Here is a 21,178-nt window from a genome sequence, read left to right as displayed (position 1 = left end):
CGGGCTATGCCCCAAATACAACTTACTCCCGCCCAACGTCGCGAGCACCGCGCCGAAGCCCACCACCTTGACCCCGTGGTTCTGATTGGCGGTGACGGCTTGACCGAAGCCGTCGAAAAAGAGGTCGACCTGGCCCTGAATGCCCATGGCCTGATCAAGATCCGTGTTTTCTCCGATGACCGCGCCAACCGCGAGGCCATCTTCCTGAAGCTGACCGACTCGCTCAATGCAGCGCCTATCCAGCACATCGGCAAGCTGCTGGTGCTGTGGCGCCCAATGCCCGAGAAGGAAAAGCAACTCGATGAAGACCGCAAGGCCGGTCCACGCGAAGTCAAGGTGCTCAAGTTCAGCAAGAACGTCTGGCAAAAGCCCGAGGTCAAGCAGATCCGCATCCTCGGCAACCAGCGCCTGACGGCCGGCGGCCAGGTCAAGCGCGCCAAGCCCAAGCAAAAGTCGATCAAAAAGCAGCAGGGCAGCTAGTGTGACCGATCGCCACATCCTTTGCATGAAATGGGGTACCAAATATGGCCCCGACTATGTCAATCGGCTGTACGCCATGGTTCGCCGCCATCTGAGTGGCGATTTTCGCTTTGTCTGCCTGACCGACGACACGCAAGGGATTCGCAGCGAAGTGGAATGCCACCCGATTCCGGACCTGAACATCCAGCTGGCCCCCGGCCAGCGCGATGGGGCCTGGAAAAAGCTCACCACCTTCGAGCAGGATCTGTATGGCCTCCAAGGCCAGGCGCTGTTCCTGGACCTGGATGTGGTGATCGTCGGCAGCCTGGACGAGTTCTTTACCCTGCCAGGTGAATTTCGCATCATCCACGATTACCCGCGTTTTTGGCGCTTTGGCAAACGCATTGTCGGCAACTCCTCGGTCTACCGCTTTACCTTGGGCGCTCACGCCGATGTGCTGGCCAACTTCCGCGCCAACACCGAGCAGCTGCGCGCCCAGTACCGCAATGAGCAGGAGTACCTGTCGCATTTCCTGCACCAGCAGGGCAAGCTCGATTACTGGCCTGCCGCCTGGTGCCCGAGCTTCAAGTACTACTGCATCCCCACCTGGCCGAGCAACTACTGGAAAGAGCCGGTGCCGCCTGCCGATGCGCGCATCGTCATCTTCCACGGTGAGGTCAATCCGCCCGATGCCTTGCAAGGCCTGCGCAACAAGCGCTTCCACCATATCCAGCCAGCCCGCTGGATTGAAAAGGCCTGGGGTTGAACCAGCCTACCCATAAAAACCAAAGGCGTTGATCTCTGTGATCAACGCCTTTTTTTGTGGCCCGCCCTGGGCTTTGGTTCAGCAGGATCAGCGCTGGTCCGCCGCCACCAGCGCATGGCCTTGCATGCGCGTCAAGATCGCCAGCGGGCTCGCATCCGGGTTGTACTCCTTGCCCGGAGGCAGGAAGAAAGTCTGCTCCAGCATGTACTGGCCCGACATGACGGCATGCACCGCCTGGTCCGAGAAGCAGACCCAGCTGGAGCCGGCGGCAAAGGGCACGGTCTCCTGCGGCGCATTGCGCTGGTAGTCCATGTCGCCCTTCATGCCATCGTGCAGCTGCAGCATCAGGTGGTCGTACTCGCTGCGCAGCGACTTGGTCACATGCAGCAGGGCCAGCGCCTTGGCCTGCCATGCCACATAGGGCTTGGCACGGGGCAGAAACTTGCGCGCCACATCCTCGAAAGGCTCGCCCACGCGCCAGACGCGGGGCTGGCCATCGGGGTTCACATTGCTGAATACGCGCAGGATACGCTCGCCGTAGTTGGGCCGCGACGGAAAGGCGTCCACATGCATGCGCTTGTCGTCAGCACGCCAGGACTGGGCACGGGTCTCCACCTGCGAGGGACGGTAGCTCGTGGGGGCCATGCGCACCAGCGGCATGTAGTCGGGGAACAGGCCGGCAATCAGCGCGGTCGCCTGCGCACGAAAGCGCGTAACCATGGCCGCAACGGCCGCCTGTGTGGCCGCGTCTCCGGCAACACCCTTGATGCTGCCATCCACATTCAGGCTGATGTTGCGCGACTTGGGGTCGCGCACATCGGGGCGCAGCAGCGTCTTTTCCTGGTCGGAGAGTGCAAACGCGAGTTGAGGGAAATACAGCACCTTGCCGGATTCCACGGCGGCCGTCCATTCCGGACGGCCCGGTGTGTTGCGCCAGTCATTGGCGTCTATGGAAACGATGGGAGATTGCATGGCACACCCAGTGTAGCGCGGCGGCGGGCGATCGCCTTGGGCCAGATCAAGCCCGTGGTGCTGGTGCGGATGTCCGCCACAGCACCAGGGCGGCACACAGCCACTGCAGCGCATACAGCAAGGTGCCCAGGCCGTGCCAGAGCTTGAGGTTCTCGCGCTGCACGATCTTGGGCGATATGCCGTATTGCACGACCAGCGCCATCAGCATGCCCGCCAGCACAAAGCCCAAGGCCGCACGGGCCCAGGGCTGGATGGTGTTGCTGGCCTTGTCCTTGGCCAGCACCAGCAGCACCAGACCACAGGCCAGCGACACCCAGGTCTGCGCCGCAAACAGCTTGGCAGCCATGAAGCCCGCCATCGATGCCTGCGGCAGGTTGGCAAACAGCATCGGCACGGCCATGAAGCCAATGGCCGACAGACTGCCCCACCACAGCGCGGCAGCGAAAACAGGCAGGCGGTGTTTCATCGCGGGCTCGGTACGCAGTGGCCGATGGCTTTAGAGGTAGCGCACGGCCACGACTTCGTAGCGGCGCTCGCCACCGGGGGCTTGAACGACGGCGGTGTCGCCCTCTTCCTTGCCGATCAGTGCGCGTGCAATGGGGCTGGAGACGTTGATCAGACCTTGCTTGAGGTCGGCCTCGTCTTCACCCACGATCTGGTAGGTCACCGGATCGCCGCTGTCCTCATCGGCCAGGTCCACCGTGGCGCCAAACACCACCTTGCCGCCCGCATCGAGCTGCGAGGGGTCAATGATCTGGGCGGCCGACAGCTTGGCCTCCACTTCCTGGATGCGGCCTTCAATAAAGCCCTGGCGGTCTTTGGCCGCATCGTATTCGGCGTTTTCGCTCAGATCGCCATGCGAGCGGGCTTCCGCAATGGCCGCAATGACGCCTGGGCGGTCCACGGTCTTGAGGCGTTGCAGCTCTTCCTTGAGCTTTTCTGCACCGCGCTTGGTAATGGGGATAGTGGCCATCTCGGTCTCCACAAACAGTCAAGATGCCAGCACTGTGGCTGGCATCTGGTAGACATCCGCCTGCTAAGCGGCGGGGGTTCAAAAGCAAACCGCCGCGCTGGGGAGCGCGGCGGTTGCGAGGCAGTCTCTATTATGCCGATTTTTGAGCCTGGCAACAAAAATCGGCGAACGGCGCTGCGATCAGCGCTGCAGGCTGGCGTGCAGCTCCTGCACCGAGTACACCTCCAGATCATCCATGTTGCGCAGGCCTTCGACCGCCGCCTCGGCACCAAAGATGGTCGTGAACGTGGTCACCCGGGCCAGCAAGGCGCTGGTACGGATGGCCCGGGAGTCGGCAATCGCGTTGCGGCGCTCTTCCACGGTGTTGATGACCATCGCAATTTCATTGTTCTTGATCATGTCCACGATGTGCGGGCGGCCCTCGGTCACCTTGTTGACCGTCTGCACCTCGATACCGGCATCGGCAATCGCAGCGGCCGTGCCACGGGTGGCGCAGAGCTGGAAGCCCATGCTCGCCAGTTCCTTGGCAATCTGCACGGCGCGGGGCTTGTCGGCGTTCTTCACGGTCAGGAACACCTTGCCCGAACGCGGCAGCTTGGTGCCTGCACCCAGCTGGCTCTTCACATAGGCTTCGCCAAAGGTCTTGCCCACCCCCATCACTTCACCGGTGGACTTCATCTCGGGGCCGAGGATGGTGTCCACACCAGGGAACTTGACGAACGGGAACACGGCCTCCTTGACGCTGAAGTAAGGCGGGGTCACCTCTTCGGTGATGCCCTGCTCTTCGAGCGTATCGCCGACCATGCAACGTGCCGCGACCTTGGCCAGCTGGATGCCGGTGGCCTTGGAGACAAAAGGCACGGTACGCGAAGCACGCGGGTTCACTTCCAGCACATAGATGATGTCCTTGCCGTCGCGCTCCTGGATCGCGAACTGCACGTTCATCAGGCCCACCACGTTCAGGCCTTCGGCCATCGCTGCGGTCTGGCGCTTGATCTCGTCCACCGTCGCCTTGCTCAGGTAGTAAGGGGGCAGCGAGCAGGCCGAGTCACCGGAGTGCACGCCCGCTTGCTCGATGTGCTCCATCACGCCACCGATGAAGACCTTGCCGGTGCGGTCACGCACGCAGTCCACATCGCACTCGATCGCGTTGGACAGGAAGTGGTCCAGCAGCACCGGCGAATCGTTGGAGACCTTGACCGCCTCGCGCATGTAGCGCTCCAGGTCGCGCTCCTCGTGCACGATCTCCATCGCGCGGCCACCCAGCACATAGCTGGGGCGCACCACCAGCGGGTAGCCCAGCTCGCGGGCGTGTTCCATCGCCTGCGTCTCGGTACGCGCGGTGGCGTTCGGGGGTTGGCGCAGGTTCAAGGTCTGCAGCATCTGCTGGAAGCGCTCACGGTCTTCGGCCGCGTCGATCATGTCGGGGGTGGTGCCGACGATCGGCACACCGGCCTCTTCCAGCGCCAGCGCCAGCTTCAGCGGGGTCTGGCCACCGTACTGCACGATCACGCCGACGGGCTTTTCGACGGCGACGATTTCCAGCACGTCTTCCAGGGTCACGGGCTCGAAGTACAGGCGGTCCGAGGTGTCGTAGTCGGTCGATACGGTTTCGGGGTTGCAGTTGACCATGATGGTTTCATAACCATCCTCGCGCATCGCGAGCGCGGCATGCACGCAGCAGTAGTCGAACTCGATGCCCTGGCCGATGCGGTTGGGGCCGCCGCCGAGCACCATGATCTTCTTCTTGTCGCTGGGCTGGGCTTCGCACTCTTCGTCGTAGGTCGAGTACATGTAGGCCGTGTTGGTCGAGAACTCGGCCGCGCAGGTATCGACGCGCTTGAACACGGGACGCACATTCAGCGCATGGCGCGCTTCGCGCACGGCCTTGTCGGTCGTGTGCAGCAGCTTGGCCAGACGGCGGTCCGAGAAGCCCTTTTGCTTGAGGCTGCGCAGATCGTCGGCCGACAGCGCGGCCAGCGCCTTGTCATCGCCCTGGGCTTCGGTATGCTTGTCCAGTGCCAGTTCCAGCTTGACGATCTCTTCGATCTGCACCAGGAACCACTTGTCGATCTTGGTGATATTGTGCACTTCGTCCAGCGACCAGCCGGCCGCAAACGCATCACCCACATACCAGATGCGGTCGGGGCCGGGCTCGCCCAGTTCCTTTTCCAGGATCTCGCGGTCCTGGGTCTTTTCGTTCATGCCATCCACGCCCACTTCCAGACCGCGCAGCGCTTTCTGGAACGACTCCTGGAAGGTACGGCCCATGGCCATCACTTCGCCCACGGACTTCATCTGCGTGGTCAGGCGGTTGTCGGCGGTCGGGAACTTCTCGAACGCAAAACGCGGAATCTTCGTGACCACGTAGTCGATGGTCGGCTCGAACGACGCGGGGGTCTTGCCACCGGTGATGTCGTTCTTCAGCTCGTCGAGGGTGAAACCCACGGCCAGCTTGGCAGCGATCTTGGCAATCGGGAAGCCCGTGGCCTTGGAGGCCAGCGCCGACGAGCGCGAGACGCGCGGGTTCATCTCGATGACGACCATGCGGCCATCCTTGGGGTTGATCGAGAACTGCACGTTGGAGCCACCGGTGTCCACACCGATCTCGCGCAGCACGGCCAGCGAGGCATTGCGCAGGATCTGGTATTCCTTGTCGGTCAGGGTCTGCGCAGGGGCCACGGTGATCGAGTCACCGGTGTGCACGCCCATCGGGTCCAGGTTCTCGATCGAGCAGACGATGATGCAGTTGTCGGCGGTGTCGCGCACCACTTCCATCTCGTACTCTTTCCAGCCCAGCAGCGATTCCTCGATCAGCAGCTCGTTGGTCGGCGACGCCTCCAGACCGCGCTTGCAGATGACTTCGAATTCTTCGGGGTTGTAGGCAATACCGCCGCCGGTGCCGCCCAGGGTGAAGCTGGGGCGGATCACGGTGGGGAAGCCCACCTGGCGTTGTACATCCCAGGCCTCGTCCATGCTGTGTGCGATACCCGAGCGGGCCGAGCCCAGCCCGATCTTGGTCATCGCGTCCTTGAACTTGAGGCGGTCTTCGGCCTTGTCGATGGCTTCGGGCTTCGCGCCGATCAGCTCGACCTTGTACTTGTCGAGCACGCCGTTCTTCCACAGGTCCAGCGCGCAGTTCAGCGCTGTCTGGCCACCCATGGTGGGCAGGATCGCATCGGGACGCTCCTTGGCGATGATCTTCTCGACCGTCTGCCAGGTGATGGGCTCGATATAGGTGACATCGGCTGTCGCCGGATCGGTCATGATCGTCGCAGGGTTGCTGTTGATCAGGATGACCTTGTAGCCCTCCTCGCGCAGCGCCTTGCAGGCTTGCACGCCGGAGTAGTCGAATTCGCAGGCCTGGCCGATGATGATCGGGCCGGCGCCAATGATGAGAATGCTTTTGAGATCGGTGCGTTTAGACATGAGGCTCGCCTTGCAGTCGCGCGCGCTGGCTGGCTGCATCGTGGGCAGCCGCCGAGCGCTGGGTTTATACGCGGTCGGTATCTAATTTGTTTAAAATGGCCAGGACACGGGCCTCGGGCAGGTTCTTCTGCATCAGTTGCAGCAGACCATCCCCTTGCACCATGGGGCGCAGTACCTGCGCCTCGGCTTCGTAGAACTTGGCGTCCCACTCGGCCATCACCTGGTCGAAGTCCTCGTCCGACATGGACTTGCACTTGGACACGATGGTCACCAGCGGCAAGGCCTTGTTGTCGAGGAATGATTTTTTATAGGGCTTTTGCTGCCAGCGCGCCATGAACCACTCCTTGTGTTCGGGCGGCAAGGTCATGATGCGCTTGCTGATCGCTTTTTCTAGGGTGGCAACAGGAAAAGAAAAAAGTTTCACGGCAGCATATTCCTTGGGTTCATCGTGCGCAGGCGCGGGCGGCGGCAGAAGGCGCCTGGCATCAGGCCTTCTTGTGCTCGCGCATCAGGTTCACAAAACGGTCGAACAGGTACGACACATCATGCGGGCCTGGCGAGGCTTCGGGGTGACCCTGGAAGCAGAAGGCAGGCCGGTCGGTACGCTCCATGCCTTGCAAGGTGCCATCGAACAGGCTCACATGCGTGGCGCGGGTGTTGGCCGGCAAGGTGTCCAGGTCCACCGCAAAGCCATGGTTCTGGCTGGTGATGCAGACGCGGCCCGAGTCCAAGTCCTTCACAGGGTGGTTGGCACCGTGGTGGCTGTTTTGCATCTTGAAGGTCTTGGCACCGCAGGCCAGCGCCATGATCTGGTGGCCCAGGCAGATACCGAAGGTCGGCACGCCGCTGTCCATGATGGTGCGCGCAGCGTCGATCGCATAGTCGCAAGGCTCTGGATCGCCGGGGCCGTTCGACAGGAACACGCCATCGGGTTGGTACTTCAGCACTTCAGCGGCAGGCGTCTGGGCCGGCACCACCGTCACACGGCAGCCGCGCTCGGCCAGCATGCGCAGGATGTTCTTCTTGACGCCGTAGTCATAGGCGACCACGTGGAAGCTATGGTCCTGCAGCTTGCCGTAGCCGGGCGTGCCATCGGCGCGCGCCAGTTGCCATTCGGTCTGCACCCATTCGTAGGACTGCGACACGCTGACCACCTTGGCCAGATCCAGACCCTTCATGCTGGGCGCGGCCTGGGCGGCGGCAATGGCTTCATCGATGCGTGCTTGCGAGACCTGCTCGCCCGCGGCCAGGCCCACGATGGCGCCGTTTTGCGCACCCTTGTCGCGCAGCAGGCGGGTGAGCTTGCGGGTATCGATGTTGGCGATGGAGACCGTCTTGCTGCGAATCAGGTATTCCGACAGGGTTTCCGTGCTTCGGAAATTGCTGGCCAGCAGTGGCAGATTCTTGATGATCAGGCCAGCAGCAAAGACTTTGTCGGACTCAATATCTTCCGCATTGATCCCGTAGTTGCCGATATGCGGATACGTGAGTGTCACGATCTGCTGGCAGTAGCTGGGGTCGGTGAGGATTTCCTGGTAACCGGTCATCGCGGTGTTGAACACCACTTCGCCGGTCGTGGTGCCTTGCGCACCGATTGAGTTGCCAATAAAGACCGTGCCGTCTGCGAGCGCCAGGATGGCGGGAGGAAACGCGCTCTGTTGAGACAAAAACACTGGGTTCTCCGGATGGTTACGGGTCGCCCGGAGTCTGTGGTGTCCCGGAGGATCACCGCGAAGACTGTGCTTATGAGAGATTGCTTTGAGTGCAGCCGGGCGACGTGATTACTTGAAAGCCACCCATTGTAGCGTGCAAGCTGCAATCTGAGTGGGTGCAAGGGATGATTTGCGGGCTAAATCGCCAAAAATTACACACTCTGCGCAGCAACACACCAACGCAGAGCGTAGAAATACCAGATAAAACACGCAAAGCGCATACTCGTTAGCCCTGAATCATCCGGCCTGCCCGGGACCGGGGTGGCGCGTCAATCCGCGCGTGCAGCGGCGCTGGCATGCAGGCAAATCGCCGCTGCAGCACCTACATTGAGCGACTCCTCACCACCGGGCTGGGTGATGCGGATATGGTGCTGTGCCGCCGCCTGCAGCGGCTCGGACACGCCCTGCCCCTCGTGCCCCATGACCCAGGTGCAGGGCCAGGGCAGCGCGGCGCGGTGCAGCCAGTCACCCTGGTGCGAGCTGGTGACCAACAGCGGTTGCTGCAAGGCCAGCACGTCCTCCTGGGAGGCATTCTCGACCAGGTGCAACGCGAAATGCGCGCCCATGCCGGCGCGCAGCACCTTGCCGCTCCACAGTGCTGCCGATCCCTTGAGTGCAATCACCTGGCCAAAACCAAAGGCCGAGGCGCTGCGCAGGATGGAGCCCACATTGCCCGCATCCTGGACCCGGTCAAGCACCACGGCCGCGACGCCGGGCTGGATGCCCGCCTGCTGAGCCGGCAGGTCCATCAGAAAGCCAAAGGGCGCAGGCGATGGCAGTGGGCTGAGGCTGGCGAGCAAGGCCGTGTCGATGACGATGTTGCGCGCAGCCGCATGGGCATAGACGTTCTCGGGCGACTGCCAGAATTTCTCGGAGAACACGGCCACGGCCGGCTTGACGCCGCGCGTCAGCGCTGCGCGGCAGAGGTGGTCGCCCTCGATCCAGTAGCGCCCCTGCTTGCGGTAGGCCGCGCCTTCTTCCATCAGACGGCGCAGATCCTTGACCAGCGCATTGTCACGCGACTGGATAAAAACGGGTGGGTGCTCAGCAGGGGACACAGAGAATTCCTTTGTGCAGGCAGGCGCCCGCAACAGCTAGGGCGGTCAGGCGCCGGTCTTGACGACGGCCAGGGCCTGGGCCACCGGCGAGAACGAACGGCGGTGCTCCGGGCAGGCGCCAAAGCTCTGCAACGCGGCCAGGTGTACCGCAGTGCCATACCCCTTGTGAGCGGCAAAGCCGTATTGCGGGTACAGCCGGTCAATGTCCTGGCACCAGCGATCGCGATGCACCTTGGCCAGAATCGATGCCGCCGAGATGGCCTGCACCAATGCATCGCCTTTGACAATCGCCTCGGCGGGCATCTCCAGACGCGGAATGCGGTTGCCATCGACCAGCACACGCACGGGCTTGAGGCGCAGGCCGTTGACCGCGCGCTGCATCGCCAGCATCGTGGCCTGCAGGATATTGAGACCATCGACCTCTTCAACGGTCGCCATCGCAATCGAGCAGCACAGCGCCTTGCCACAGATCTCGTCATACAGGCGCTCGCGGGTGCGCGCGGTGAGCTTCTTCGAATCCGCCAGCCCGGCAATGGGTGAGCGCTCATCGAGGATGACGGCCGCAGCCACTACCGGCCCTGCCAGCGGGCCGCGCCCTGCCTCATCGACGCCCGCCACCAGGCCCGGCGGATGCCAGGGCAAGGTGGCCTGGTCAGGCAGAGAGAATTTTTTGGATGGCATCGGCAGCAAGCTTTGGGGTATCCCTGCGCAGTTCCAGGTGCAGGTCATGAAAACGCTGCTCCAGCTGGGCCAGGCGTGCGGGATCGAGTCGCGGCGCGTCCAACCATTGCGCCACCGCCTCGGCCAAGGCTTCAGGCGTCGCCGCCTCTTGCAAAAGCTCGGGCACGACAAAGTCTTGGCACAGGATATTGGGCAAGCCAACCCAGGGCTGCAACTGCTTTCTGCGCATCAGGCGCCAGCTGATGGCGTGCATGTGGTAGCTGATGACCATCGGCCGCTTGAACAGCGCCGCCTCCAAGGTGGCGGTACCGCTGGCGATCAACGTACAGTCACAGGCCTCCAGCGCCAGATGCGACTGGCCATCGAGCACACGGATGCGCTCCAATATCCCGCATTCAGCAGCCAGCGCATCAATGCGTGCGCGCAAAGCCGGAACGGCAGGGACGACGATTGTAAGCGAAGGTCGCGCCTGCAAAAGCCGTGCGGCAGCCAGAAAGAACGGCTTGGCGATATAGCTGACTTCCGAGGCCCGGCTGCCCGGCAGCACGGCCAGCACGTCGCCGTCCTGCGGCAAGCCAAGCTGCTGGCGCGCCGCTGCACGGTTGGGCTGCAGCGGGATCACATTGGCCAGCGGATGGCCGACATAGGTGCCCGCAATGCCGTGCCGGGCCAGCAAGGCCGGCTCAAACGGAAAGATGCACAGCACATGGTCGGCCGAGCGGCGGATCTTCTCGACCCGCTCGGGACGCCAGGCCCAGATCGAGGGGCAGACAAAATGCACGGTCCTGATGCCCTGGGCACGCAAGCGCTCTTCAACGCCGAGGTTGAAATCCGGCGCATCCACGCCGACAAACAACCGGGGCGGCTCGCCGGTCAGACGCTGCACCAACTGCTTGCGGATGCGCAAAATGCCCCAGATGCGGCGCAGCAGTTCGGCACTGTAGCCATGCACGGCCAGGCGCTCGCTGGGCCACCAGGCATCAAACCCGGCCTGGGCCATGCGCGGGCCGCCAATACCGGCCGAGCGCATACCGGGAAAATCGGCAGCCAGGCCCTGCAGCACCAGGCCTGCAAGCAGGTCACCAGAGGTCTCGCCGGCTACCATCGCCAAAAAAAGGTCCTGGGGCTTGTCCATTGCGGCAGGAGCAGCCATCAGCGCACAATGCCGCGCTTGGATTGCTGCAGAAAGTCGAGCATCAACTGAACATCGGCCTGGGCTTCAGCCTCGCAGCTGCCCTGCAGGTTGTCCAGCGCTTCAACCGCCGCCTGCAAGGTCAGGCCGCTGCGGTACAGCAGCCGGTAGGCCTGCTTGATGACCGCCAGCCGCTCGGCGCTGAAACCGCGCCGGCGCAGGCCTTCGAGGTTCAGGCCGCGCACGGCCAGCGGGTGGCCATCGACCATGCAGAATGGGGGCACATCCTGGCTGATATGGCTGGCAAAGCCGGCCATCACATGGGCACCGACCTTGGTGAACTGGTGCACGCCCGACAGGCCTCCAATGATGGCCCAGTCAGCCACATGCACGTGACCGGCCAGGGTGGCATTGTTGGCCAGAATGGTCTGGTTGCCGACCTGGCAGTCATGCGCAATGTGCACATAGGCCATGATCCAGTTGTCGTCACCGACACGGGTCACGCCGCCGTCCTGGGCGGTGCCGGTATTGAAGGTGCAGAACTCGCGGATGGTGTTGCGGTCACCGATCACCAGCCGGGTCGGTTCGCCTGCGTATTTCTTGTCCTGCGGCATGCCGCCCAGCGCGGCATGCGAATGGATCACGTTGGACTCACCGATCGTGGTGATGCCCTCGATCACCGTGTGCGCACCCACCTTCGTATGGGCGCCAATGCAAACCTGGGGGCCAATAACTGCGTACGGCCCAACTGACACCGTAGGGTGCAACTGGGCCGCAGGGTCAACGATCGCTGTGGGGTGGATGGAACTGACCGCCGTCATCTACCGTTATTCCACGTGGCGCATCGTGCACATCAGCTGTGCTTCAGCAGCAACTTCGCCTTCGACACTGGCCACCGCATTGAACTTCCAGATACCGCCGCGCACGCGGTCAATGGTGATCTCCAGTACCAGCTGGTCTCCCGGTACCACCGGGCGCTTGAAGCGGGCAGAGTCGATACCGACGAAATAGTAGATGTTGTTTTCATCGGGCACCTGGCCCATCGCGTCAAACGCCAGCAAGCCCGCTGCCTGGGCCAGGGCTTCGAGGATCAGCACGCCAGGCATCACAGGGCGGCCCGGGAAGTGGCCGGTGAAGAACGGCTCGTTGAACGTGACGTTCTTGATCGCCTTGATGCGGGTGTTGCGCTCAAGCTCTTGCACACGATCCACCAGCAAAAAGGGGTAGCGGTGAGGCAGCTGCTTGAGAATTGCTTGAATATCCATCATTGTGAACTCGGCTTAGCCGTTTTTCTGAGTTTGCTCCAAGGCCTTGATTCGGTCCCTCAACGCATGGAGATGTTTTAGGGTAGCGGCGTTCTTTTCCCAGCTGCCATTGTCGTCGATAGGGAAGAAGCCGGTGTACTGACCCGGCTGCCTGATCGAACGACTGACCACGGTGGCCGCCGAGATGTGTACATTGTCGGCGATTTCCAGGTGGCCCAGAATCATTCCAGCGCCTCCAATCGTGCATTGGCGCCCGATTTTGGCACTTCCGGCGATGCCGACACAGCCAGCCATCGCCGAATGCTCGCCAATCTCGACGTTATGGCCGATCTGGACCTGGTTGTCGATCTTCACGCCATTGGCAATGATGGTGTCCCGCAGTGCGCCGCGATCGATGCAGGTATTGGATCCGATCTCGACATCGTCACCGATCTGCACCCCACCGAGCTGCTCGATCTTGATCCAGCGCCCACGCTCGTTGGCAAAGCCAAAGCCGTCGCCACCGATGACCGCGCCTGGCTGCACCAGCACCCGCTCGCCCAGCACACAGTCCGCCCCTACGGTCACGCGCGAGGTCAGCACCGAATCGGCACCGATGACGGCACCACTGGCCACATGGCACAGCGGCCCAATGGACGCAGAAGGGTGCACGATGGCACCCTCTTCCACCACCGCAGACGGGTGGATACCGGCGGGCACCGGGCGTATTGCATGGTGCTTGCGCCACAGCTGCGTCAGCCGCGCAAAGTACAGATAGGGGTTGTCAACCACCAGGTAGGCACCACCACGCTGGCTGGCCTGCTCCTGCATCTGCGCACTGACCGCAATGCAACCGGCCTTGGAGGCCAGCATCTGGGCTTGCAGCTTGGGGTTGCTGAGGAAACTGAAATCCTGGGGACCGGCATCTTCCAGCGAGGCAATGGCCTGGATCTCCATCGCTGGATCTCCTTGCTCAAGCGTCCCTCCCAGGACCTCCATGATCTGAACAAGCTGCAGGCTCACGCGTAACCCCGTCTTACTTGGCGGGGGCAGAGGCGTTCAGGGCCTTGAGAACCTTTTCGGTGATGTCGAACTTGGGGTTGATGTAGACCGCTTCTTGCAGCACCACATCGTACTTTTCCTGCTCGGCCACTTGCTTGACGACCTTGTTGGCGCGCTCGAGCACCTGCGACAGCTCTTCGCTCTTGCGGGCGCTGAGGTCTTCCTGGAACTCGCGGCGCTTGCGCTGGAACTCACGGTCCTGGTCCACCAGCTGACGCTGGCGCGTCACGCGCTGGCTTTCGGACAGCGTAGGCGCGTCGCGCTCAAACTTTTCGCCGGCGGTCTTCAGGGCGTTGCCCTGGTCCAGCAGATCCTTTTCACGCTTGGAGAACTCGGCCTCCAGCTTGGTTTGCGCAGCCTTGGCAGCATTGGCTTCGCGGAAGATGCGATCCGTATTGACGAAACCTGCCTTGAACTCTTGGGCCTGCGCTGCAGCGCCAAAAGACAGCGCTGCTGCCAACACCAGCAATGGGAAAGAACGAGATACGGTTTTCATTAGAAAGATGTTCCGATTTGGAATTGCAATTTCTGGATTTTATCGCCTGCGAATTTGCGAATTGGCTGAGCATAAGCCAAACGCAGCGGTCCCAGTGGGGAAATCCAGCTCAACCCGATACCTGCAGACGCACGCATTTCATTCAGTTTCAAATCCTGCTCATCACCCCAGACATTGCCCGCATCCACAAAGGCAAACCAGCGGAAGGTGCGGTCGTTTCCGGTGCCCGGCATGGGCCCGATGAACTCGGCGTTCAGCGTCACCTTCTTCGCGCCGCCCAGGGTGGCGCCCGTCACGTCACGGGGGCCGAGCGTATTTTGCTCGAAGCCGCGCACCGATCCCAGGCCACCCGAGAAGTAGTTCTTGAACACGGGGAAGGCCTTGCCGCCCATGCCCTTGCCCCAACCGGCTTCACCGTTGAGCGCAATCGTGTAGCGCTTGTTCAGCGGCAGGTACTGCTGGATCTGGTAGTTGCCCTTCAGGTAGCGGGCATCACCGAACAGCGACCATTCGGAGTTCAGCTTCTGGAACCGGCCCGAGTTGGGCGCCAACGCGCTGTCGCGGCTGTCGCGCGACCAGCCCAGGGTCAGCGGGAAGTTCAGGCTGGTATCGCCATAGCGCGTTGCATAGTCCAGGTAGGCCGCCGGCATGTTGGTACCCAGCTTGATGCGGGTGTTCTCCAGACCGCCGCCGACATAGATGGTATCGAGTTCGCTGAACGGAATGCCGAAGCGCACGCTGGCACCGGTGGTCACGATCTGGTAGTTGCCGCCCTGCTCGTCGTAAGGACGGTCGGTGCGGTAGTACATGTCATAGGTACGCGAGATACCATCGGGCGTGAAATACGGGTCGGTCGTGCTCACCACCAGGGTGCGGTGGTACTTGCTGGTGTTGACATCGATGCCCAGGTAGTTGCCCGAGCCGAACACGTTTTCCTGCTTGATGCCGAAGGTCAGCGAGACCTTTTCAGCGCTGGAGTAACCGGCACCCAGCTGAAGCGAACCGGTGGGCTTTTCCTGCACGGTCACATTGACATCGACCTGGTCCGGCGCGCCAGGCACTTCTTGCGTGTCGATCGCGACATCGTTGAAGAAACCCAGGCGGTCCACACGGTCACGCGAGAGCTTGATCTTGTCCGAGTCGTACCAGGACGCTTCGTACTGGCGCACCTCGCGGCGCACGACTTCATCCCGTGTGCGGTTGTTGCCGGCCACGTTCACGCGGCGCACATAGGCGCGGCGCGAAGGCTCGGCCTTCAGCACCAGCTCGACACGGTTGTTTTCACGGTCGATCTCGGGCACGGCTTCGACGCGCGAGAACGCATAGCCAAAGCTGCCGAAGTGGTCGGTGAAGCGCTTGGTGGTTTCGGTCACGCGGTCGGCGTTGTAGGGCTCACCGGGCTTGATCGAGATCAGCGACTTGAACTCGTCCTCACGCTCCAGGTAATTGCCTTCGAGTTTGACACCCGAGACCACGTACTTGGGGCCTTCGTAGATCTGCAGATTGATCGAGATACGTTCCTTGTCCGGCGAGATCGACACTTCGGTCGAGTCGATGCGGAACTCCAGGTAGCCGCGCGACAGGTAATAGGATTTGAGCGTCTCCAGGTCGGCATTGAACTTGGTGCTGGAGTAGCGGTCGCTCTTGGTATACCAGCTCAGCCAGCCACCGGTGTCCTGGTCGAACAGGTCGGTCAAGGTCGATTCCTTGAAATCCTTGTTGCCGGAGATATGGATTTCCTTGATCTTGGCTGCATCGCCTTCGGTCACGGTGAACGTCAGGTTCACGCGGTTGCGCTCGATAGGCGTCACCGTGGTCACCACCTCGGCCGCATACAGGCTCTTGTTGATGTACTGGCGCTTGAGCTCCTGCTCGGCGCGATCGGTCAGCGCCTTGTCGTAAGGGCGGCCTTCGGTCAGACCCACATCACGCATGGCCTTTTTCATCGCGTCCTTGTCGAACTCCTTGGTGCCCAGGAAGTCGACATTGGCGATGGTGGGACGCTCTTCAACGACGACGACCAGCACATTGCCATTGGCCTCCAGCCGCACGTCCTTGAACAGACCCAGCGCAAACAAGGAGCGAATGGCTGCCGATCCCTTTTCGTCGTTGTAGTCGTCGCCGACATGCAGCGGCATGGAGGCGAAGATGGTGCCGGGCTCCACACGCTGCAGGCCTTCCACACGAATGTCCTGGATGGTGAACGGGTCCAAAGCCCACGACAGCTTGGCAAGCAGCATCAAGGCAGCTGCAGCCGTGGTCTTGCGAAGAAGCGAAGAAGGGATGGAATATGTCATTTGTGATAGCAACCAGAGCCGCTCATTATGCAGCAGGGCCAAGAAAGTCAGCCCAAGAGCCGAGACAAATCGTTAAAGAACGCAATGCACATCATGAGCAGCAAAACGGCGACACCGCCTTTTTGCAAGCGCTCCATCCATTGCAGGGTGGGTGGCTTGCCAGTGACAGCCTCCCAAAGATAATACATCAGGTGACCGCCATCGAGCACCGGCAGCGGCAGCAGATTGAGCACGCCCAGACTGACGCTGATCAGCGCCAAAAAGGCCAGGTATTGGGTGATGCCGACCTCGGCGGACTTGCCTGCGTATTCGGCGATCGTCAGCGGTCCGCTGATGTTCTGCAGCGAGGCCTGGCCAATGACCATCTTGGCCATCATCTTGACCGTCAGCGCCGAGACCTCCCAGGTCTTTTGCACACCCCGGGCAAAACCTTCCCAGAGGCCGTAGCGCACATCGACCATCGCTGGCGGCGAACCGATAAAGGCGCCCAGACGGCCAATCTTGCTGCCCTTGTCCTCGCTTTGCGTCAGTTGCACCGGTACATGCAGCTGCGCGCCGTTGCGCGACACCAGCCAGTCCTGCAAGGCAGGCACGCCCTGCTCGCCCGATGCACGGATCATGCGGCGCAGCTCGCCGCCATCGCCCACGCGCACGCCGTCGATGGACAGCACCTTGTCCCCCTTGCGCAGCGCCGATTGTGCGGCGGCACTGCCGGCTTCAAAATCGCCGAGCACCGCATCGGACCAGGGGTGGGTCAGACCAATCTTTTCGACCAGCTTGGCGTCGGCCTCGCGGGCATCGATGCTGGACAGCGGCAAGCGGTAGCTGCGCTCAGCTGCACCAGCACCGGGGCGCGCGCTGAGCACCACATCCTTGCCGCCCAGCGCGGCCTGTGCCACAAACCAGCGCAGGTCGTCCAGCGAGCGCACGGCTTCAGGCTCCGCATCCGGGTAACCCATGGACACGATTTCTTCGCCGCCTTGCATGCCAGCCTGAGCCAGCAGGCTGGCAGCCGGCGGCGTGCCAACAATGGCGGCCGGCTCGCGCACGCCCACCCAGTTCACGCAGGCATACAGCAGCACAGCCAGCAGCAGATTGGCCAGCGGCCCGGCGGCAACGATGGCCGCACGCGCGCGCAGCGGCTGCACATTGAAGGCCAGGTGGCGCTCGTGCGCAGCAACCGGTGCCTCACGCTCGTCGAGCATGCGCACATAGCCGCCCAGCGGAATCGCGCTGATGACAAATTCGGTGTCCGCGCCCTTCTTCTTCCAGCGCAGCAGCGGGCGGCCAAACCCCAGCGAAAAACGCAGCACCTTCACCCCGCAGGCGACCGCCACACGGTAGTGACCATATTCGTGCACGGCGATCAAAATGGCCAGCGCAACGACAAATGCAACAACGGTCAACATTGCTCAAGCCCTTGCTTTGAAAAACGCGATTCTACTGAGCCGGGCAATAGCCCTGTCAAACGGCCAGCTCTGCAATGCGCGCTTCGGCGTAGCAACGCACCTCGGCATCCAGCGCAAGCAGTGCGTCGATGCTGCCGGGCGCCTGCGGCAGCACGCCGTCGAGTGCCTGTGCGTTGACCTGGTAGATCTGGTCAAAGCGCATGCGGCCATCCAGAAACGCGGCCACCGCGACCTCGTTGGCCGCATTGAGCACCGTCGTGGTGCCTTCGGCCGCGCGCAGCGCCTGCCATGACAGGTGCAAGCCGGGAAAGCGCCGTGCATCGGCCTCTTCAAAGGTCAGCGCCGAGAGCTTGGCGAAATCCAGTGGCGCGGCCCCGCTGGCCACACGCTCGGGCCAGGCTAGGCCACAGGCGATCGGTACGCGCATATCGGGCGTCCCGAGTTGGGCCAGCACCGAGGCATCGCGGAACTGCACCATCGAATGCACGATCTGCTGCGGATGGATGACCACCTGGATCTGCTCGGGCTGCAGGTTGAACAGCCAGCGCGCCTCGATCACCTCCAGCGCCTTGTTCATCATCGTGGCCGAGTCGATCGAGATCTTGCGGCCCATCGCAAAGTTGGGGTGGTTGCCGGCTTGCTGCGGCGTCACATCGCGCAAGCTCGATGGCTCGCGGGTGCGGAACGGACCGCCCGAGGCCGTCAGGATGATGTGGTCCACCCGCTGGGGCCAGACCGCAGGGTCTTCCGGCAGGCACTGGAAGATGGCCGAGTGCTCGCTGTCGATGGGCAGCAAGGTTGCGCCACCATCGGCGACGGCATCCATGAAGAGCTGGCCGCCAACGACCAGCGCTTCCTTGTTGGCCAGCATCAGGCGCTTGCCGGCCTTGGCTGCGGCCATTGCAGGGCGCAGGCCTGCGGCGCCGACGATGGCGGCCATCACCGCATGCACATCGCTGTGGGAGGCCACCATTTCCAGTGCTGCCTCACCTTCCAGCACGTCGACCCGGCTGCCCGCGGCCCGCAGGCCTTCGCGCAATGCCGAGGCGGCCGCGGCACTGGTCATCACCGCATAGCGTGGCTGGAACTGCAGGCACTGCGCGAGCATCAGGTCTACGCGCGAATGCGCGCTCAGCGCAAAGACGCGGTACAGATCGGGGTGGCGCGCCACCACATCCAACGTATTGGTTCCAATCGAGCCCGTCGATCCGAGCACGGTAACTTGCATGGTCATCGCGAGGTTCACTTATCCAAAAATTGCAGCAGCATCAGCGCCAACGGCACGGTGGGCAGGATCGCATCGATGCGGTCGAGCACACCGCCATGGCCCGGCAGCAACTGGCTGCTGTCCTTCATGCCCGCGCTGCGCTTGACCAGCGACTCCACCAGGTCACCTGCAACGCTCATGCCGGCCAGAAACGCGCAGGACAGCACCATCAGCCATGGCGAAAAATCCCACAGCCTGCTGTAGAGGCTGGGCACCTGCGCGCCAAAATGGCGGTCCGCCCAGCTCCACACCAGTGCCATCAGCAGCACACCCAGTGCGCCACCCCAAACCCCTTCCCAGCTTTTGCCCGGGCTGATGGCCGGCGCCAGCTTGTTCCTGGTGAAACGCAGCCCGAACTGGCGGCCTGCAAAATAGGCACCGATGTCGGCCATCCACACCAGTGCAAACAGCGACAGCAGGAAGTTGACGCCGATCCACTTGGCCTGCGCGATGGCCAGCCAGGCCACCCACAGCGCCAGCACACCGACCACCAGGCGCAGCGCGCGCGGAATGGGCGCCCAGCCCGGCACCCCGGCCTTGAGCAGATAGGCGGCCAGCAGCACCCAGGCTGCCCCGGCCACCAGCCACACGCCAGGCAACGGAGCCTGCGTCCACCCAAGGGTCCAGGCGGCGCCACACAGCACCAGCGCAACGGCGCCCAGGCCGTAGGCAGCCATGCCCTGCAGACCATTGAGACGCCCCCACTCCCAGGCAGCGGCGACCACGGCCAACAGCATCAGCGCCGCAAACGGAACGGGATTGCCCGCAGCAATCGCGGGCACCAGGATCAGCAGGAGAACAATGGCCGTAATGATGCGTTGTTTGAGCAAATTGATCTCCTGGAAAAAAGAAAACTGATGCCCGGGGTGCCAAGCATCAGCAGTAGGCGTACTACGAGGGGGACTGGACCAGCTGCTCGGAGATCTTGCCAAAGCGGCGCTCACGCCGCTGGAATTCACCAATCGCCTCGTCCAAGGCCTGCTCGTCAAAATCAGGCCACCACTTGTCACTGAAATACAGCTCCGAATAGGCCGATTGCCACAGCAGAAAATTGCTGATGCGCATCTCGCCACCCGTTCGGATCAGCAGATCGGGGTCAGGCACATGGGCCAGCGCCATCGCATCGTTGAGCGCCCCTTCGGTGATCGGCTGGCCCGTTGCAGCCAGCTTGGCTGCCGCCTGGGCAATGTCCCAGCGGCCGCCATAGTTGAAGCAGACATTGAGCACCATGCGGTCATTGTGGGCCGTCGCCTGCTCGGCCTGCGCCAGGCCCGCCTGCACCTTGGCAGACAGGGAGGCCCGGTCGCCGACAAAGAACAGGCGGATGCCGTCCCGGGCCAGCGATGGCACTTCCTTGGCCAGCGCGCCGGCCAGCAGGTTCATCAGGCCATCGACCTCGTCGGTGGGCCGGTTCCAGTTCTCGGAAGAAAAGGCAAACACGGTCAGCACCTTGACGCCGCGCTCGGCACAGGCCTTGGCGCAGCGGCGCAACGAGTCCACCCCTTGCTTGTGGCCCGCCAGGCGAGGCAGAAAACGGCGTTTGGCCCACCGGCCATTGCCATCCATCACGATGGCAATGTGGTGCGGTAATACAGCAGCAGTCATGCGCGGAAAAGCAGATCCAGATCTGGATCAGACCGCCATGATGTCTTTTTCTTTTTCGACCACCAGCTGGTCGATCAGCTGGATGTGCTTGTCGGTGATCTTCTGCACCTCGGCTTCGGAGCGCTTTTGGTCGTCTTCCGATGCTTCCTTGTCCTTGACCAGCTTCTTGACGCCTTCGTTGGCATCGCGGCGCAGGTTGCGGATGGCGATCTTGGCGTTTTCGCCTTCGGCCTTGACCAGCTTGGTCATCTCCTTGCGGCGCTCCTCGCTCATCGGAGGCATCGGCACGCGGATCAGGTCGCCCATCGAGGCGGGGTTCAGGCCCAGGTCGCTTTCGCGGATAGCCTTTTCCACCTTGGCCGCCATCGCCTTCTCCCAAGGCGTCACGCTGATGGTGCGGCTGTCGATCAAGGCCACATTGGCCACCTGCGACAGCGGCATCATCGAGCCGTAGTAGTCAACCTGGATGGTGTCCAGCAGCGCGGGATTGGCGCGGCCGGTGCGGATCTTGGTCAGGTTGTTCTTGAACGCGGCAATCGATTGGTCCATCTTGCCTTCGAGATTCTTCTTGATTTCTGCGACTGTCATTGTCAACTCCTAACTACCACATTCTGCA

At 62.5% G+C, this 21,178-nt stretch carries 21 protein-coding genes; 2 read left to right on the top strand and 19 right to left on the bottom strand.

Translation table 11 applies throughout. From position 1 onward, the window contains the following. Positions 1-6: 6 nt before the first annotated feature. Both MJ205_RS05890 and MJ205_RS05885 read left to right on the top strand, forming a co-directional pair. Positions 7-480 (top strand): YhbY family RNA-binding protein, encoded by a 474-nt coding sequence (locus MJ205_RS05890; protein ID WP_021026578.1) that lies wholly within the window; start codon positions 7-9, stop codon positions 478-480. Positions 481-505: 25 nt separating this feature from the next. After that, positions 506-1,225, top strand: coding sequence for a glycosyltransferase (locus MJ205_RS05885; RefSeq protein ID WP_239811611.1), 720 nt, complete (start codon positions 506-508; stop codon positions 1,223-1,225). Between the two features lie 87 nt (positions 1,226-1,312). Here MJ205_RS05885 and MJ205_RS05880 read toward each other — a convergent pair whose 3' ends face one another. From MJ205_RS05880 to frr, 19 genes are all read right to left on the bottom strand, one after another. Continuing rightward, positions 1,313-2,197 (bottom strand): Kdo hydroxylase family protein, encoded by an 885-nt coding sequence (locus MJ205_RS05880; RefSeq protein ID WP_239811610.1) that lies wholly within the window; start codon positions 2,195-2,197, stop codon positions 1,313-1,315. A 46-nt stretch (positions 2,198-2,243) separates the two neighbouring features. Further along, positions 2,244-2,663, bottom strand: coding sequence for a DUF4149 domain-containing protein (locus MJ205_RS05875; protein WP_239811609.1), 420 nt, complete (start codon positions 2,661-2,663; stop codon positions 2,244-2,246). Between the two features lie 30 nt (positions 2,664-2,693). Further along, on the bottom strand, positions 2,694-3,170 hold the full coding sequence (gene greA / locus MJ205_RS05870; RefSeq protein WP_027010824.1) for a transcription elongation factor GreA: 477 nt from the start codon (positions 3,168-3,170) through the stop codon (positions 2,694-2,696). A 180-nt stretch (positions 3,171-3,350) separates the two neighbouring features. Next, complete coding sequence (gene carB / locus MJ205_RS05865; RefSeq protein WP_239811608.1) at positions 3,351-6,599, bottom strand: carbamoyl-phosphate synthase large subunit; 3,249 nt, start codon at positions 6,597-6,599, stop codon at positions 3,351-3,353. Between the two features lie 64 nt (positions 6,600-6,663). Beyond that, complete coding sequence (locus MJ205_RS05860) at positions 6,664-7,023, bottom strand: hypothetical protein (protein WP_239811607.1); 360 nt, start codon at positions 7,021-7,023, stop codon at positions 6,664-6,666. Positions 7,024-7,084: 61 nt separating this feature from the next. Continuing rightward, complete coding sequence (gene carA, locus MJ205_RS05855) at positions 7,085-8,272, bottom strand: glutamine-hydrolyzing carbamoyl-phosphate synthase small subunit (protein ID WP_239811606.1); 1,188 nt, start codon at positions 8,270-8,272, stop codon at positions 7,085-7,087. Between the two features lie 308 nt (positions 8,273-8,580). Continuing rightward, a complete protein-coding gene (locus tag MJ205_RS05850; protein ID WP_239811605.1) occupies positions 8,581-9,369 on the bottom strand; it encodes a TrmH family RNA methyltransferase in 789 nt (262 codons plus the stop codon). 45 nt (positions 9,370-9,414) lie between these two features. Continuing rightward, complete coding sequence (gene rnhB / locus MJ205_RS05845; protein ID WP_239811604.1) at positions 9,415-10,050, bottom strand: ribonuclease HII; 636 nt, start codon at positions 10,048-10,050, stop codon at positions 9,415-9,417. Then, complete coding sequence (lpxB, locus tag MJ205_RS05840; RefSeq protein WP_239811603.1) at positions 10,022-11,203, bottom strand: lipid-A-disaccharide synthase; 1,182 nt, start codon at positions 11,201-11,203, stop codon at positions 10,022-10,024. Before lpxB ends, rnhB begins: the two co-directional genes overlap by 29 nt. Next, a complete protein-coding gene (lpxA, locus tag MJ205_RS05835) occupies positions 11,203-12,003 on the bottom strand; it encodes an acyl-ACP--UDP-N-acetylglucosamine O-acyltransferase (RefSeq protein ID WP_239811602.1) in 801 nt (266 codons plus the stop codon). The genes lpxB and lpxA overlap by 1 nt, the downstream gene beginning before the upstream one ends. A gap of 6 nt (positions 12,004-12,009) precedes the next feature. Beyond that, entirely contained in the window at positions 12,010-12,450 is a 441-nt protein-coding gene (gene fabZ, locus MJ205_RS05830) for a 3-hydroxyacyl-ACP dehydratase FabZ (RefSeq protein WP_021026566.1), read from the bottom strand. A gap of 12 nt (positions 12,451-12,462) precedes the next feature. Further along, the gene (gene lpxD, locus MJ205_RS05825; protein ID WP_239811601.1) at positions 12,463-13,449 is read right to left on the bottom strand and encodes a UDP-3-O-(3-hydroxymyristoyl)glucosamine N-acyltransferase; all 987 of its coding nucleotides are present in this window, start codon (positions 13,447-13,449) and stop codon (positions 12,463-12,465) included. Between the two features lie 13 nt (positions 13,450-13,462). Further along, entirely contained in the window at positions 13,463-13,984 is a 522-nt protein-coding gene (locus MJ205_RS05820) for an OmpH family outer membrane protein (RefSeq protein WP_021026564.1), read from the bottom strand. Continuing rightward, complete coding sequence (gene bamA, locus MJ205_RS05815) at positions 13,984-16,224, bottom strand: outer membrane protein assembly factor BamA (RefSeq protein WP_373450593.1); 2,241 nt, start codon at positions 16,222-16,224, stop codon at positions 13,984-13,986. Before bamA ends, MJ205_RS05820 begins: the two co-directional genes overlap by 1 nt. Before the next feature lie 104 nt (positions 16,225-16,328). Then, positions 16,329-17,690 (bottom strand): RIP metalloprotease RseP, encoded by a 1,362-nt coding sequence (gene rseP, locus MJ205_RS05810; RefSeq protein ID WP_239811599.1) that lies wholly within the window; start codon positions 17,688-17,690, stop codon positions 16,329-16,331. Between the two features lie 55 nt (positions 17,691-17,745). Further along, positions 17,746-18,924 (bottom strand): 1-deoxy-D-xylulose-5-phosphate reductoisomerase, encoded by a 1,179-nt coding sequence (ispC, locus tag MJ205_RS05805; RefSeq protein ID WP_239811598.1) that lies wholly within the window; start codon positions 18,922-18,924, stop codon positions 17,746-17,748. A gap of 8 nt (positions 18,925-18,932) precedes the next feature. Next, positions 18,933-19,787, bottom strand: a complete 855-nt coding sequence (locus tag MJ205_RS05800) for a phosphatidate cytidylyltransferase (RefSeq protein ID WP_239811597.1) — start codon at positions 19,785-19,787, stop codon at positions 18,933-18,935. A 61-nt stretch (positions 19,788-19,848) separates the two neighbouring features. After that, complete coding sequence (gene uppS, locus MJ205_RS05795; RefSeq protein ID WP_239811596.1) at positions 19,849-20,562, bottom strand: polyprenyl diphosphate synthase; 714 nt, start codon at positions 20,560-20,562, stop codon at positions 19,849-19,851. A 27-nt stretch (positions 20,563-20,589) separates the two neighbouring features. Next, positions 20,590-21,150, bottom strand: a complete 561-nt coding sequence (frr, locus tag MJ205_RS05790; RefSeq protein WP_021026558.1) for a ribosome recycling factor — start codon at positions 21,148-21,150, stop codon at positions 20,590-20,592. Positions 21,151-21,178 lie beyond the last annotated feature (28 nt).

Source organism: Comamonas sp. B21-038, assembly GCF_022387135.1.
Taxonomy (GTDB): Bacteria; Pseudomonadota; Gammaproteobacteria; order Burkholderiales; family Burkholderiaceae_C; genus Comamonas; species Comamonas sediminis.
The sequence above is the reverse complement of the archived record's forward strand: the minus strand, read 5'-3'. Positions and strand labels throughout refer to the sequence as shown.

Excerpts from the sequence above, each read along its gene's own strand:
- MJ205_RS05890 (WP_021026578.1), top strand. The coding sequence starts at position 7 with ATGCCCCAAATACAACTTACTCCCGCCCAACGTCGCGAGCACCGCGCC.
- MJ205_RS05885 (WP_239811611.1), top strand. The coding sequence starts at position 506 with ATGAAATGGGGTACCAAATATGGCCCCGACTATGTCAATCGGCTGTAC.
- MJ205_RS05880 (WP_239811610.1), bottom strand. The coding sequence starts at position 2,197 with ATGCAATCTCCCATCGTTTCCATAGACGCCAATGACTGGCGCAACACA.
- MJ205_RS05875 (WP_239811609.1), bottom strand. The coding sequence starts at position 2,663 with ATGAAACACCGCCTGCCTGTTTTCGCTGCCGCGCTGTGGTGGGGCAGT.
- greA (WP_027010824.1), bottom strand. The coding sequence starts at position 3,170 with ATGGCCACTATCCCCATTACCAAGCGCGGTGCAGAAAAGCTCAAGGAA.
- carB (WP_239811608.1), bottom strand. The coding sequence starts at position 6,599 with ATGTCTAAACGCACCGATCTCAAAAGCATTCTCATCATTGGCGCCGGC.
- rnhB (WP_239811604.1), bottom strand. The coding sequence starts at position 10,050 with ATGCCATCCAAAAAATTCTCTCTGCCTGACCAGGCCACCTTGCCCTGG.
- lpxB (WP_239811603.1), bottom strand. The coding sequence starts at position 11,203 with ATGGCTGCTCCTGCCGCAATGGACAAGCCCCAGGACCTTTTTTTGGCG.
- lpxA (WP_239811602.1), bottom strand. The coding sequence starts at position 12,003 with ATGACGGCGGTCAGTTCCATCCACCCCACAGCGATCGTTGACCCTGCG.
- fabZ (WP_021026566.1), bottom strand. The coding sequence starts at position 12,450 with ATGATGGATATTCAAGCAATTCTCAAGCAGCTGCCTCACCGCTACCCC.
- MJ205_RS05820 (WP_021026564.1), bottom strand. The coding sequence starts at position 13,984 with ATGAAAACCGTATCTCGTTCTTTCCCATTGCTGGTGTTGGCAGCAGCG.
- bamA (WP_373450593.1), bottom strand. The coding sequence starts at position 16,224 with ATGCTGCTTGCCAAGCTGTCGTGGGCTTTGGACCCGTTCACCATCCAG.
- rseP (WP_239811599.1), bottom strand. The coding sequence starts at position 17,690 with ATGTTGACCGTTGTTGCATTTGTCGTTGCGCTGGCCATTTTGATCGCC.
- ispC (WP_239811598.1), bottom strand. The coding sequence starts at position 18,924 with ATGACCATGCAAGTTACCGTGCTCGGATCGACGGGCTCGATTGGAACC.
- uppS (WP_239811596.1), bottom strand. The coding sequence starts at position 20,562 with ATGACTGCTGCTGTATTACCGCACCACATTGCCATCGTGATGGATGGC.
- frr (WP_021026558.1), bottom strand. The coding sequence starts at position 21,150 with ATGACAGTCGCAGAAATCAAGAAGAATCTCGAAGGCAAGATGGACCAA.